The sequence below is a fragment of the Mesorhizobium qingshengii genome (genome assembly GCF_900103325.1).
Lineage (GTDB): Bacteria > Pseudomonadota > Alphaproteobacteria > Rhizobiales > Rhizobiaceae > Mesorhizobium > Mesorhizobium qingshengii.
In genome coordinates this window covers 52722-66792 of sequence record NZ_FMXM01000009.1, presented here as the reverse complement: position 1 = coordinate 66792, position 14071 = coordinate 52722, and the positions used below count along the sequence as shown (strand labels likewise).

The following is a 14071-nucleotide window of genomic DNA, read 5'->3' as shown; positions in this document are numbered from 1 at the left end:
ATGGCGAATTTGCGCCGTCGCCTCTGTCGCATTCCGTGCATTGTGCGGCTGTTTTGAGACGGCGGAAGCGCCTCTGCTCTGGCTTCTATACGGCGCGGCAAGCGGAGCAGAAAGAACCGATGGCAGGTCGGCCGCCGCAGAGGAATTTTCTTCACAGGAAACATAGTTGCATGCAAGTTGACGCCACGGCAGCGACAGGGTTAGAACATGCCTGTGCGCCCGCGCCTGGTTTCAACCTGCTCGCGATAGAGATCAAACCCGTCCCCTCCACCGTCCAATCCAGAGGAAAGCCATCATGGCCGAAGTGAAGTCCGACATCGAGATCGCGCGCGGCGCCAAGAAAAAGCAGATCCAGGAGATTGGCGCCAAGATCGGCATCCCGACCGAACATCTGCTGCCCTATGGCCACGACAAGGCCAAGATTTCCGCTGAGTTCATCAAGTCGGTGAAGGGCAACAAGGACGGCAAGCTGATCCTCGTTACCGCCATCAACCCGACGCCTGCCGGCGAAGGCAAGACGACCACCACGGTCGGCCTTGGTGACGGCCTGAACCGCATCGGCAAGAAGGCGATCGTCTGCATCCGCGAGGCCTCGCTCGGGCCGAATTTCGGCGTCAAGGGCGGTGCCGCCGGCGGCGGTTATGCGCAGGTTGTGCCGATGGAGGACATGAACCTTCACTTCACCGGCGACTTCCACGCCATCACCACGGCGCACAACCTTTTGTCGGCCCTGATCGACAACCACATCTACTGGGGCAATGAGCTCGGCATCGACACCCGCCGCGTCGTCTGGCGTCGCGTCATGGACATGAACGACCGCGCGCTGCGCGAAATCATCTGCTCGCTCGGCGGCGTCGCCAACGGCTTCCCGCGCGAGGCTGGCTTCGACATCACCGTCGCCTCGGAAGTCATGGCCATCCTGTGCCTGTCCACCGACCTGAAGGACCTCGAAAAGCGCCTCGGTGACATCATCGTCGCCTATCGCCGCGACAAGTCGCCGGTCTACGCCCGCGACCTCAAGGCCGACGGCGCCATGGCCGTGCTGCTGAAAGACGCCATGCAGCCCAACCTCGTGCAGACGCTGGAGAACAACCCGGCCTTTGTGCATGGCGGCCCGTTCGCCAACATCGCGCATGGCTGCAACTCGGTCGTCGCCACCACGACGGCATTGAAATTGGCGGACTATGTCGTCACCGAAGCCGGCTTCGGCGCCGACCTGGGTGCTGAAAAGTTCTTCGACATCAAGTGCCGCAAGGCGGGCCTCAAGCCGGCGGCGGCCGTCATCGTCGCCACCGTGCGCGCCATGAAGATGAATGGCGGTGTCAAGAAGGAAGACCTCGGCAAGGAAAATGTCGAGGCGGTGAAGAAGGGCTGCGCCAACCTTGGCCGCCACATCGAGAACATCCGCCAGTTCGGTGTGCCGGCGGTGGTCGCCATCAACCACTTCTATTCCGACACCGACGCCGAAATCCAGGCGATGAAGGACTATGTCGCCTCGATGGGTGAGGAGGCGATCCTGTGCAAGCACTGGGCCAAGGGCTCGGCCGGTATCGAGGATCTCGCCAACAAGGTGGTGGCGCTGGCCGAATCCGGCGCCTCGCAGTTCGCGCCGCTCTATCCCGACGCCATGCCGCTGTTCGAGAAGATCAACACTATCGTCCAGCGCATCTATCGCGGCTCCGAGGCGATCGCCGACAAGTCGGTGCGCGACCAGTTGAAGGCCTGGGAAGAAGCCGGCTATGGCAATCTGCCGGTCTGCATGGCCAAGACGCAGTACTCCTTCTCGACCGACCCGAACCTGCGCGGCGCGCCGACCGGCCACACCGTGCCCGTGCGCGAGGTCAGGCTGTCGGCCGGCGCCGGTTTCGTCGTCATCATCTGCGGCGAGGTCATGACCATGCCCGGCCTGCCCAAGGCGCCGTCCTCGGAGAAGATCTTCCTCAACGAGGCCGGTCAGATCGAAGGCCTGTTCTGAGATCTTGCCGTGTCGACAACAAAAGGGCGCCGCAGCGATGCGGCGCCTTTCCTGTTTCAGAGGCTCTATGCGGCGTTGCGCGCCAGCGCCCGCTGGTTGGAGCTGAAGATGGTGTCGCGTTCCGGCGGGGTGCCGGTGTTCAGGCACTCGACCCATTCGGCGGTCTTCAGCACGGCCGCGAAGCGCGACTGCAGGATGATCGTCACCACGCGGTGGATCTCCTCGGCCGAGGCATAGCCGGCGCTGTTGGCATAAGGCACCGAGCCGGTGGCGTCGGACAGGAATTCCACCGCAAAGCCCATATGCACCGCGTGGATGATGGTCGACAGGTCGCAATTGTGCGTCATGTAGCCGACGACCGTGATCGTATCGATGGCGTTGGCGCGCAGCCAGTCCTCGAGGTCGGTGCCGGTGAAGGCGGAGGGCAGCATCTTCTCGACATAATGATCGCGGCCGCGCCTGGCGATCTCGGGATGCAGCTCGCCGCCATGGCTGCCCTTGGCGAAGATCGGCGACGTCTCGGGCGCCATCTGCTTGACGACCACCACCTTGACGCCGGCCGCCGCCGCCGCGTCCATGGCGCGCGCCACATTGACGACGCTGTCGCGAAACGGCGGGTGCTGGATGGCCAGGTTGCCGCCGTCATAGTCGTTCTGGACATCGACGACGATCAGCGCCCGGCGCGGTGTGGTGTTGACTGGGTCAGACATGGTGTTTTCCTTTCCGGCTTGAATGCGATGGGTCGAAAATAGGCGGATCGTCAGCCAACCAAAAGTGTCCCGATTGACATCATTCAAAAGAATTGGGACAATCCGCATTCAATTGCTGGAAGCGCCCATGACCGACCCGATCATCGCCGTCCTCGCCTTCGATGGCATCAGCCCGTTCCATCTTTCCGTGCCGTGCCTGGTGTTCGGCGAGGACAGGACGGCACTTGGCCTGCCGCGCTTCGACTTCCGCATCTGCGCGGGCAAGGCCGGCCCGGTCCATACCGAAGCCGGATTGACCGTTGCCGCGCCGCATGGGCTCGAAGGGTTCGACGGCGCCGACATCGTCATCATCCCGAGCTGGCACCATCTCGCCGAGCCGCCAGCACCGCTGCTGACGGAGGCGCTGCGCCAGGCGCACCGGCGCGGCGCATTGATTGTCGGCCTGTGTCTGGGAACCTTTGCAATTGCCGCGGCGGGGCTGCTTTCCGGGCGCGGTGCGGCGACGCACTGGGCCTATGCCGAGCAGCTGCAGAAACTCCATCCCGACATCGCTGTCGATGCCTCGGTGCTCTATGTCGACAATGGCGACGTCGTGACATCGGCCGGCGTCGCCGCCGGCCTCGACTGCTGTCTCCACATCGTGCGCGCCCGTTACGGCGCGGAAGCCGCACTTCGGCTCGCCCGCCAGATTGTCCTGTCCCCGCATCGGCAGGGCGGGCAGGCGCAATTCATCGAGCACCCGGTGGCGAGGAGCGCGGACGCCGACCGTTTCACCCAGGCCCTCGACGCGGTTCGCGCAACGCTTGGCGAAACGCACAGCCTGAACCGCGTCGCCGAAGCCGCCGGCCTGACACGGCGGACCTTCACCCGCCGCTTCCAGAAATCGATCGGCACCAGTTTCGGCGAATGGCTGACCAGCCAGCGGATCGAACTGGCGCAGCGCCTGCTGGAGGCAACGGAGAAATCGATGGACATCGTGGCCTTCGAGGCCGGCTTCGGCAGCGCCACGTCGCTGCGCCAGCATTTCGCCGCCCGGCTCAGGACGTCGCCGGCGCAGTACCGGCGCGAATTCTCGCAGCGCGCCGATCAGGACGAGCGCATGGCGCACGCCCTTTCGTCCTGATCCGCTCAGTTCCGCTTGATCGCCCGTGCCGGATTACCGACCACGGTGGTGTTGTCGGGCACGTCGCGCGTCACCATGGCACCGGCACCGACGATGGCGCCCTCCCCGATGCTGACGCCGCCGAGGATGACGGCGCTGCCACCGATCCAGGCATTGGCGCCGATGTCGACCGGCCTGGCGATTTCCAGCCCGGCTTGCCGGCCCGTCGCCTCCCTGTGATGCTCGGCGCAATAGATCTGCGCATTCGGGCCAAGCAGGGTTCCGTTGCCGATGCGCACCGTCGCCGTGTCGAGGATGGTGCAACCGGCATTGAGAAAGACGCCGTTGCCGAGAAAGATGTTGAAGCCATAGGCGCAGTGGAAAGGCGCCTCGATGCGAGCGCCCTCACCCATCTTGCCGAGCAGGGCTTGCAGGCCCGGCCCGAGGTTTCCGCGCTGTCGTGGTGGCAGCGAATTGTGCTCGAAAACCGCGTCGCGCGCTAAGACGCGCAGTGCCTCCAATTCGTCATCGAGGCATGTGTACCATTCCCCGGTCGCCATTTTCACGCGCTCGGTTCCAGCCATGGCGGTGTCTCCATTTGACGTGATTGCCAAAGCACAATTGCAATGAACGGGAAAGTGCCGGCGTCACTGTGGCATCGAGCGCAGAATCCATTCCAATTTTCGCAGTCATGCGCTGGTCAAATCCAAAGCCTATGCTAGCCTGCTCTTGCCGGGCTGTCCTGGTCCGGGATCGAGGGGATCAACCATGTTGTATATTCTCGCACTCCTGATCGGCGTCATTGCGGGTCTTCGCGCCATGACCGCGCCGGCCGCCGTCGCCTGGGGCGCTTATCTCGGTTGGCTGCCGGTCGCCGGCACCTGGGCGAGCTTCATGAGTCACTGGGCCGCTGTCGGCATCTTCACCATCCTGGCCATTGTCGAGCTGGTCACCGACCAACTGCCGTCGACGCCGAGCCGCAAAGTGCCGCAGCAGTTCGGCGCACGCATCATCATGGGCGCCTTTACCGGCGCTGTGATCGGCGCGACTGGCGGCGCCACCATCGGCGGCCTGATCGCCGGCGCCATCGGCGCTGTCATCGGCACGCTGGGCGGCGCCGAGGCGCGCGGCCGGCTGGCGGCAAGCTTCGGCAAGGATCCACCCGCCGCCTTCATCGAGGACGCGGTGGCGATCATCGGCGGTCTGCTGATCGTAGCGGCGGTCGCATGACGGCGAAGACCTTCGACGCCATCATCATTGGCGCCGGCCAGGCCGGCACACCGCTCGCCGGCAGGCTGAACGCAGCCGGCATGAGCGTGGCGCTGATCGAGCGCAAGCTGGTCGGCGGCACCTGCGTCAACACCGGTTGCATTCCGACCAAGACGATGGTGGCGAGCGCCTATGCCGCGCATCTCGCCCGCCGCGCCGCCGATTATGGCGTGACGCTCGGTGGCCCTGTCGGCGTCGACTACAAGGCGATCAAGGCGCGCAAGGACAAGGTTTCGGGCGCCTCCCGCACCGGGCTGGAAACCTGGATCGCCGGCATGGACAAATGCACGCTCTATCGCGGCCATGCGCGCTTCGAATCCGCCAACACGGTGCGCGTCGGCGACGACCTGCTGACCGCCGAGAAGATCTTCCTCAACACCGGCGGCCGCGCCTCGGTGCCCGATTTGCCGGGCATCCACGACATCGACTACCTGACCAATTCCTCGATGATGGATCTCGACGTGTTGCCGCGCCATCTGATCGTCGTCGGCGGCAGCTACATCTCGCTCGAATTCGCGCAGATGTTCCGCCGCTTCGGTAGCGAAGTCACCGTCATCGAAAAGAGCCCGCGCCTGACCGGCCGCGAGGACGAGGACGTCTCCGCCGCCATACTGTCGATCCTCCAAAACGAAGGCATATCCGTCCATGTCGGCGCCGACGGCATCGGCTTCGCCAAACAGGGCAAGGACATCGCCGTCACCTTCTCCGCCGGCAAGGCGCCTGCGGTCGGCTCGCATGTGCTGTTGGCGCTCGGGCGCACTCCCAACACCGACGACCTCGGCCTCGACAAGGCCGGCGTCGAGGTCGACAAGCGCGGCTTCGTCACTGTCGACGACCAGTTGCGCACCAGCGTGCCCGGCATCTGGGCGATGGGCGACTGCAACGGCAAGGGCGCCTTCACCCATACCTCCTACAACGACTACGAGATCGTCGCCGCCAACCTGCTCGACAATGATCCACGCAAGGTCAGCGATCGCATCGAGGCCTATGCGCTCTACATCGATCCGCCGCTCGGCCGCTGCGGCATGACCGAGGCAGCGGTCAAGAAATCCGGCCGCCGCGCGCTGGTTGGCCAGCGGCCGATGACCCGCGTTGGCCGCGCCGTCGAAAAGGGCGAAACGCAGGGCTTCATGAAGATCCTGGTCGATGCCGATACGCGGGAGATCCTTGGCTGTTCAGTGCTCGGCCCCGGTGGCGACGAGGCGGTGCATTGCGTGCTCGACCTGATGTACGCCAAGACGCCTGTCGACACGCTGGCGCGCGCCGTGCACATCCACCCCAATGTCTCGGAACTGCTGCCCACCATCGCCCAGGAGCTGACGCCGCTGGCCTGATGGCCTGCGGCCCAGCCCTTCCTTTTCTGCATTGCTGCAATGCAGCAACGCCGCTTGCGCACGGCATCCTCCTCCGCGCAGTCTCCATTTGAACCGATTCAGTCTGGACGCCCCATGCCCTTGCCGATTCTTGCGCTTGCCATTGCGTCCTTCTGCATCGGCACCACCGAATTCGTCATCATGGGCTTGCTGCCGGAGGTCGCCGCCGACCTTGGCGTGTCCATCCCTTCGGCGGGCCTGCTGGTCACCGGATATGCGCTCGGCGTCGTCTTCGGCGCGCCTGTCGTCGCCATGGCCACGGCGCATTTGCCGCGCAAGCCTGTGCTGGTCGGGCTGACCGCTTCGTTCGTCGTCGGCAATCTGTTCTGCGCCATCGCACCTGACTATTGGACGCTGATGGCCGCGCGCGTCTTCACCGCCTTCGGCCACGGCGCCTTCTTCGGCATCGGCTCGGTCGTCGCCGCCAGCCTGGTGCCACGCAACAAGCGCGCCAGCGCCATGGCGCTGATGTTTGCCGGACTGACGCTTTCCAACATCCTCGGCGTTCCCGCCGGCACCGCGCTTGGCGAAGCCTTCGGCTGGCGCGCCACCTTCGTGGCCGTGGTCGGCATCGGCCTGATCTCTGTCGCTGCCATCGCCTGGCTGGTGCCATCCGACGTAACCGAGCCGAGCGGTGGCGGACTGCGCGGCGAGTTGCGCGTGCTTGGCAAGCTGCAGGTCTGGTTGGCGATGCTGATCGCGGCCCTTGCCTCGGCCAGCCTGTTTGCAGTCTTCACCTACATCAAGCCCTATCTGACCGACGTGTCCGGCCTGTCCACCTCGGCGGTCACCTGGGTGCTGCTGCTGTTCGGCGCCGGCATGACCATCGGCAACATTATCGGCGGCAGGCTGGCCGACTGGAAGCTGATGCCGACGGTCATCGGCACGCTGCTGTTGCTGGCGCTGCTGTTTGTCGGCTTCATGCAGTTCGGCGCCATGGCCAGCGTCGCCATCGGCATCGTCTTCCTGTGGGGCCTGCTGATCTTCGTCGTCGTGCCGCCACTGCAGATCCGCGTCGTCGAGGCGGCTTCCGAGGGACCGAACCTTGCCGCGACGCTGAACCAGGGCGCCTTCAATGTCGGCAACGCCAGTGGCGCGTGGATTGGCGGCCTGGCCCTTTCCGCCGGCGTTTCCTATGCCAACCTGCCGCTGGTCGGCGCGGCCCTGGCCCTGCTGGCGGTTGCCGTCGCGGTGCTGTCGCAGGCGCTCGACCGGTCGGCATCCGTTGCGACCCTTCAGGCCCCTGCCGAGTAGCTTGCGCCCATCGCGCCGGATGCTGGACCAATCGACAGCCTAGCAACAAAGATGCATGTCTTCCGCTGACTTTTCGGAGACATCCCATGCAGAAATCGATCGAACGCATCGCCGGCGAAAGCGAAGGCGTTTCCTACGAATTCCCGGTGTTCCGCTTTGGCGGCGCCGACAAGGCCGCCCCATCCGCCTATCTGCAGGCCGCACTCCATGCCGGCGAGTTGCCGGGCGTCGTCGCGATCGACGCGCTGATGCCGATGCTCAACAGGGCCGAGGCCGAGGGCCGCATCAAGGGCAACATCACCATCGTGCCCTGGGCCAACCCGATCGGCCGGGCGCAATATCATTTCGGCGAACACCAGGGCCGCTTTCATCTGGGCACCCGCGCCAACTTCAACCGCGGCTTTCCGCTGCTCGCCGCGCCCGATACCGCGCTTTTGCCCAACGCCGCCCTTGGTTCGGCCGACCAGCGGCTGAAGACCCGGTTGCTGCAGCTTTCGCTCGGCCACGACATCGTGCTCGACCTGCATTGCGACGACGAAGGTCTCGCCTATCTCTACGTCCACACCAGCCTGTGGCCGGCCATAGCCGATTGCGCCGCCGCCATGGGCGTCGATGCAGTGGTGCTGTGGAGCGAAGACACCGACGGCACCTTCGAAGGCGCCTCGATCATGCCCTACCAGAACGTTCCCGCCGATGTGGCCAAGCTCGACCGTCGCGTCGCCACCACGGTCGAATATCGCGGCATCCTCGATGTCGATGGCGCCCTCGCCGCCGCCGACGCCGACGGGCTCTACCGGCTGCTGGTGGCGCGTGGCGTGATCGTCGATAGCGCCTTGCCCGCGCCCGGCCCCTTCACCGGCGTCGTTGCCCCGCTGGAGAACATCGACATGATGCCCTCACCCCGGGCCGGCGCGGTGCTCTACGACGTAAAGCCCGGCGACCGCGTCGCCAGGGGCACGCGGCTGGCCACCATCGTCCATGCGCCGGGCGAAGCCGACGGTAGCACGGAGGTGTTCGCGCCTCAGGACGGACTCATCCTGACGCGCCGCTCGCGCCGCATCATCCGCGCCGGCGAGGACCTCTTGAAACTGGTCGGCAACAGGAAGAGCGCCGACGCAAGGTCCGGCACGCTGGAGGACTGAACTTCACCACCTTCATGGAATCCAGTTGCGCGGCTGGTCAATCGCCGCTATGGGAATCTTCATGAACATGCGTTCGACCAAGACCATTTGGTGGTGGGCCTGCTGACAGCGGCCTGTTCGAACGCGTGCGCGTGAAAATAGAGGGTGGCCGCAACGGAAAGTCCGGGCGGCCATTTGTTTTTTCAAGCCATTCCCGGGTCCGTTGCCCCAAGAAGCTGACATACCCAAGACGCTGATGGAGACGGCAATGACGATGAAGGTTCTGGAAAACGGCGCTGAGAGCTTCGTGACGGCGGGTGGCATAACCATCACCCGCGAGCGCCACGACCGGCCTTATGAGGGCGCGATCGACAGCTATGTCGACGGCTTGAATTCGCGCCGGGGCGCGGTGTTTTCCTCGAACTACGAATATCCCGGCCGCTACACGCGCTGGGACACGGCCATCATCGATCCGCCGCTGGTCATCTCGGCGCGCGGTCGCGCCATGCGTATCGAGGCGTTGAACAGCCGTGGCGAGGTGCTGTTGCCGGTCATCGGCCAGGCGCTGGAAAGTCTGGCCGATGTCACCATCGCCGAGACATCGAAGAAACTGATCCGCCTCGACGTCGCCAAACCCGGCCGTGTCTTCACCGAGGAGGAGCGCAGCCGTGTTCCCTCCGTCTTCACCGTGCTGCGCGCCATCACTGCCCTGTTCAAGACCGAGGAAGACGCCAACCTTGGTCTCTACGGCGCCTTCGGCTACGACCTCGCCTTCCAGTTCGACCCGGTCGACTACAAGCTCGAGCGCAAGCAAAGCCAGCGCGACCTCGTGCTGTTCCTGCCCGACGAGATCCTGGTCGTCGACCACTATTCGGCCAAGGCCTGGACCGATCGTTACGACTATGCGGGCGAAGGTTTTTCGACCGAAGGGCTGCCGCGCGACGAAATCGCCGAGCCGTTCAAGATCGCCGACCGCATCCCGCCGCGCGGCGACCATGAGCCGGGCGAATATGCCAACCTGGTGCGCCGCGCCATGGAGAGCTTCAAGCGCGGCGACCTGTTCGAGGTCGTGCCCGGCCAGATGTTCTACGAGCGTTGCGAGACGCAGCCGTCCGAGATTTCGCGCAAGCTGAAGTCGATCAACCCCTCGCCCTATTCCTTCTTCATCAATCTGGGCGAAGGCGAATATCTGATCGGCGCCTCGCCGGAAATGTTCGTGCGCGTCAATGGCCGCCGTGTCGAGACCTGTCCGATCTCGGGCACCATCAAGCGCGGCGACGATGCCATCTCCGACTCAGAGCAGATCCTGAAGTTGCTCAACTCGAAGAAGGACGAATCCGAGCTCACCATGTGCTCGGACGTCGATCGCAACGACAAGTCGCGCGTCTGCGAGCCGGGTTCGGTGCGCGTCATCGGCCGCCGCCAGATCGAGATGTATTCGCGCCTGATCCACACCGTGGACCACATCGAAGGCCGCCTGCGCGAAGGCATGGATGCCTTCGACGCCTTCCTGTCGCACGCCTGGGCGGTCACCGTCACCGGCGCGCCGAAGCTTTGGGCCATGCGCTTCATCGAGCAGAACGAGAAGAGCCCGCGCGCCTGGTATGGCGGCGCGATCGGCATGGTCAACTTCAACGGCGACATGAACACGGGCCTCACCCTTCGCACCATTCGCATCAAGGACGGCATCGCCGAAGTGCGCGCCGGCGCCACATTGCTCTTCGACAGCATTCCCGAGGAAGAAGAAGCCGAAACCGAACTGAAGGCATCCGCCATGCTCTCCGCCATCCGCGACGCCAAAGCAGGCAATTCCGCCAGCACCGAGCGCACCACCGCGCGCGTCGGCGACGGCGTCAACATCCTGCTCGTCGACCACGAGGACAGTTTCGTCCACACGCTGGCCAACTATTTCCGCCAGACCGGCGCCAATGTCTCGACCGTGCGCTCCCCGGTTCCGGAGGAGGTCTTCGACCGGCTGAAGCCCGATCTCGTCGTGCTGTCGCCAGGCCCCGGCACACCGAAGGACTTCGACTGCGCCGCCACCATCAAGAAGGCGCGTGCCCGCGACCTGCCGATCTTCGGCGTCTGCCTTGGCCTGCAGGCCCTGGCCGAGGCCTATGGCGGTGAACTCAGGCAACTGCACATACCGATGCACGGCAAGCCGTCACGCATCCGCGTCTCCAAGCCGGGCATCATCTTCTCCGGCCTGCCCAAGGAAGTCACCGTCGGCCGCTACCACTCGATCTTCGCCGATCCGGTGCGCCTGCCCGACGATTTCATCGTCACGGCCGAGACCGAGGACGGCATCATCATGGCTTTCGAGCACCGAAAGGAGCCAATCGCCGCGGTACAGTTCCACCCGGAATCGATCATGACGCTCGGCCACAATGCCGGCATGCGCATCATCGAGAACATCGTCGCCCATCTGCCGCGCAAGGCCAAGGAAAAGGCCGCCTGACCTCGATGGCCGAAACCGAAAGCACGATGGCGATCGCGGCCAAGGCCGCAGCTAGGCGCAAGGTCGCCAACCTTGCCTTCTGGTCGATCGTGGTCGCCTTTGTCGTGCTCGGCCTGAAGCTTGCCGCCTGGTACGTCACCGGCTCCGTCGCGCTCTATTCGGACGCGCTGGAATCGATCGTCAACGTCATTGCCTCGGTCGCCGCCTTCTGGGCGATCCAGGTCAGCTACAAGCCGGCCGACCAGGATCATCCCTTCGGCCACCACAAGGCGGAATACTTTTCGGCGGTTTTGGAAGGCGTGCTGATCGTGCTCGCCGCCCTTTTGATCCTCAATGAGGTCTGGCGCTCCTGGCAGGCGCCCGCGCCGCTCGACCAGCCCTGGAAAGGCCTTGCCATCAACGGCGTCGCCACCGTCATCAACGCCTTCTGGGCCTGGACGCTGATCCGCGCCGGCAGGGCGGAGAAATCGCCGGCGCTGGTCGCCGACGGCAATCACATCATGACCGACGTCGTCACCTCGATCGGCGTCTTTGGCGGTCTGGTCGGGGCGATATTGACCGGCTGGCAGATCCTCGATCCGGCACTCGCCGTCATCGTGGCGCTGAACATCCTGTGGCAGGGCTGGCACGTCATCGGCTCGTCGATGAACGGCTTGATGGACCGCGCCGTCGACACGCAGGCGCACATGCGCATCCGTGACGTCATCTCGGCCAATTGCAAGGGCGCGCTCGAGGTGCACGACCTGAAGACGCGCATCGCCGGCCGCGCCACCTTCATCGAGTTCCATCTGGTCGTCGATGCCGACATGACGGTCGGCGCCAGCCATGTCATCTGCGACCGCATCGAGGATGCGCTGAAGGCCGAGATCCCCTCGGTCCGCGTCACCATCCATGTCGAGCCCGACGATGAGGCGAAGCTTCCCAAGGGCACGACGGCGGTGCCCTTCGCATAGTCTTGCGCTAGCCTGAGGGCTGGCGAGATTCAGGTCAGGCCGAGCCGAGAATGGTGGCATCCGAGAACCGGAGCGGAGCATACATAAAGTACGTGAGCTCGGTTCTACTGCGACGCAGTAGAACTGGAAGGGCAGGAAGCCGCCGTTCGCAGGCCGGCATCACCTGAATATCGGCAGGCCTCAAGGCGCGCAGGCCGATTGCGGCATCGGCTGCAGCCGGTAGACCTTGTCGTCGGATTTCGTCTTGCCGTCGGCGGCCTTCGAACATAGATCGACGATCGCCAGGCTGCTGTTGGGATTGGCCAGCATCATCGTGCCGTCGGCGCCGCGTTTGAGGAAAATCTCCTTCTGCGCGATGTCGCAGGAGAAATCGCTCATCTTCGAACTTGCCGTGCAGCGCCACTGGTCGGCCTCGCCCTGGCAGGAATAGGTCTGCGTGACCTTAGCCGATTTCTGCCGCGTAGTGACCGAAACGGCGATATCGGCGCCGTCGGGCCAGTTGGCGGCATCGCCACCCGAGGCGAAGGACGCCAGTTCCACCGGCCCGCGGGAAACCCGGATCGACTGCGTCAGCTGGTTGGGATGCGAACTGAGATGCGCTGCATCATAGTCGCGGCCGTAGCAGAACGCCTGGTCGGGCTTCAGCCGCTCGCGCAGCGGGGGCCCGAGCGCCGGGTCGATCGGATCGATGCGCGCGAACTCCGCCTTGCAGGTCGCGGCCGGCATCGGGTCAAGGCGGAAATTGTCGTCCTCCTTGCCCAGCGCCTGCCTGTCATATTCGGCCGTGCCGAGTTCCTCTTCCGAACCGGCGTCGAGATAGACATCGGGCTGCAGGTCCGACAGGATCAGCCGTCCCTTGTCGTCGACCTTCAGCGACGCAAGCGTGCGGTCGCAGTCCATGCCGCAATGGATGGGACCGGTCTTGCCGTCCTCGGACTCGTGGTTGCACCAGCCCCCAGCCCATTGCGGCGCCTTGGCGCCGCGCACGGTGGTGGTGATGAAGGCATTGTAGGACGTGTCGGAAGGGGCCGGTTCCTCGTTCGGACGGCTGACCGGATCATGGCCGTAGTAGAAGAAGATCCGCGCCACCTTCTGCTTCGGGTGTGCCTTCAGATGGGCGGCATCATAGACACGGCCGAAACAGGCATCGGCGCCGTTCGGGCTGAGTTCGGTGAGCTTGAGCGCATCATCGGCCAAGGCCGATCCGGCAAGCACGCCAAGCAGCGCGGCGCCAAATCCGGCGCCGGCAACTGTCTTCCACTCCGGAAACGCCCATCCCCTTAACGCCATGTAACCTCTCCTCGCATCGACAGGACGCAACGTCATTTTATGCTAGTATTGCGGCCTCAGCCACGCAATTTGCGGTGGCCGCCAAGCGGTGGAGGATGCGATGCGCCGGCGCGATATGTTCCGTGCGGTTCTTGCCGGAACCGGAGCGTTTTTCGGCCTGCGCGTGGTGCAGGCAGCGGCCGCGGAGCCCGCCAGGCAGAAGGTCGCCTACCACCTGAGCGATCTCGACAAGGTCAATTTCGTGCTCGGCAACATCAAGAACCACTATGATGGCACAGGCGGCAATGTCGACATCGTGCTGGTCGTGCATGGTCCAGCCCTTGCCGCCTTCAAGTCGAAAGGCATATCGGCCGCGGTCTCCGGCCGCTTCGCCGGCCTGGTGCGGCAGGGGCTCGAGCCGCAGGCCTGCGCCAACACCATGCAAGGCATGGACATTTCGCTCGCCGACCTGCTCGCGGGTTTCCATGCCGCCGACAAGGGCGGTGTCGTCAAGCTCGCCGAACTGCAAGGCCAGGGCTACGCCTATCTGCGTCCCTGAGGCTTGAACATCCGGGGGGCAAAGGCCT

At 64.7% G+C, this 14071-nt stretch carries 12 protein-coding genes; 9 read left to right on the top strand and 3 right to left on the bottom strand.

Annotated features, from left to right (window positions below):
• Positions 1 to 295 precede the first annotated feature (295 nt).
• Positions 296 to 1975 carry a formate--tetrahydrofolate ligase gene (locus BLS48_RS15950; RefSeq protein WP_091579048.1) on the top strand — a complete coding sequence of 560 codons (1680 nt, stop codon included), beginning with the start codon at positions 296 to 298 and terminating at the stop codon, positions 1973 to 1975.
• 65 nt (positions 1976 to 2040) lie between these two features.
• On the opposite strand, the gene BLS48_RS15945 is transcribed toward BLS48_RS15950, so the two are convergent.
• Complete coding sequence (locus BLS48_RS15945; RefSeq protein WP_091579434.1) at positions 2041 to 2685, bottom strand: cysteine hydrolase family protein; 645 nt, start codon at positions 2683 to 2685, stop codon at positions 2041 to 2043.
• A gap of 127 nt (positions 2686 to 2812) precedes the next feature.
• Between BLS48_RS15945 and BLS48_RS15940 the strand changes: the two genes are divergently transcribed.
• Positions 2813 to 3808 (top strand): GlxA family transcriptional regulator, encoded by a 996-nt coding sequence (locus tag BLS48_RS15940; RefSeq protein ID WP_091579046.1) that lies wholly within the window; start codon positions 2813 to 2815, stop codon positions 3806 to 3808.
• A 5-nt stretch (positions 3809 to 3813) separates the two neighbouring features.
• Here BLS48_RS15940 and BLS48_RS15935 read toward each other — a convergent pair whose 3' ends face one another.
• Positions 3814 to 4371 carry a sugar O-acetyltransferase gene (locus tag BLS48_RS15935; RefSeq protein WP_091579044.1) on the bottom strand — a complete coding sequence of 186 codons (558 nt, stop codon included), beginning with the start codon at positions 4369 to 4371 and terminating at the stop codon, positions 3814 to 3816.
• A gap of 184 nt (positions 4372 to 4555) precedes the next feature.
• On the opposite strand from BLS48_RS15935, the gene BLS48_RS15930 reads away from it, so the two are divergent.
• From BLS48_RS15930 to BLS48_RS15905, 6 genes are all read left to right on the top strand, one after another.
• On the top strand, positions 4556 to 5017 hold the full coding sequence (locus BLS48_RS15930; protein WP_091579043.1) for a DUF4126 domain-containing protein: 462 nt from the start codon (positions 4556 to 4558) through the stop codon (positions 5015 to 5017).
• Entirely contained in the window at positions 5014 to 6390 is a 1377-nt protein-coding gene (locus BLS48_RS15925) for an FAD-containing oxidoreductase (protein WP_091579041.1), read from the top strand. Before BLS48_RS15930 ends, BLS48_RS15925 begins: the two co-directional genes overlap by 4 nt.
• A 114-nt stretch (positions 6391 to 6504) precedes the next feature.
• Positions 6505 to 7683: an MFS transporter gene (locus BLS48_RS15920; protein ID WP_091579040.1), complete on the top strand. Its 1179-nt coding sequence runs from the start codon at positions 6505 to 6507 to the stop codon at positions 7681 to 7683.
• Positions 7684 to 7769: 86 nt separating this feature from the next.
• Positions 7770 to 8825, top strand: a complete 1056-nt coding sequence (locus tag BLS48_RS15915; RefSeq protein WP_091579038.1) for a M14 family metallopeptidase — start codon at positions 7770 to 7772, stop codon at positions 8823 to 8825.
• A 247-nt stretch (positions 8826 to 9072) separates the two neighbouring features.
• Positions 9073 to 11262 carry an anthranilate synthase gene (locus BLS48_RS15910; RefSeq protein WP_091579431.1) on the top strand — a complete coding sequence of 730 codons (2190 nt, stop codon included), beginning with the start codon at positions 9073 to 9075 and terminating at the stop codon, positions 11260 to 11262.
• Positions 11263 to 11267: 5 nt separating this feature from the next.
• On the top strand, positions 11268 to 12215 hold the full coding sequence (locus tag BLS48_RS15905; protein WP_091579037.1) for a cation diffusion facilitator family transporter: 948 nt from the start codon (positions 11268 to 11270) through the stop codon (positions 12213 to 12215).
• A 180-nt stretch (positions 12216 to 12395) separates the two neighbouring features.
• Here BLS48_RS15905 and BLS48_RS15900 read toward each other — a convergent pair whose 3' ends face one another.
• On the bottom strand, positions 12396 to 13505 hold the full coding sequence (locus tag BLS48_RS15900; RefSeq protein ID WP_091579035.1) for a hypothetical protein: 1110 nt from the start codon (positions 13503 to 13505) through the stop codon (positions 12396 to 12398).
• Between the two features lie 100 nt (positions 13506 to 13605).
• Between BLS48_RS15900 and BLS48_RS15895 the strand changes: the two genes are divergently transcribed.
• On the top strand, positions 13606 to 14043 hold the full coding sequence (locus tag BLS48_RS15895) for a DsrE family protein (RefSeq protein ID WP_091579034.1): 438 nt from the start codon (positions 13606 to 13608) through the stop codon (positions 14041 to 14043).
• Positions 14044 to 14071 lie beyond the last annotated feature (28 nt).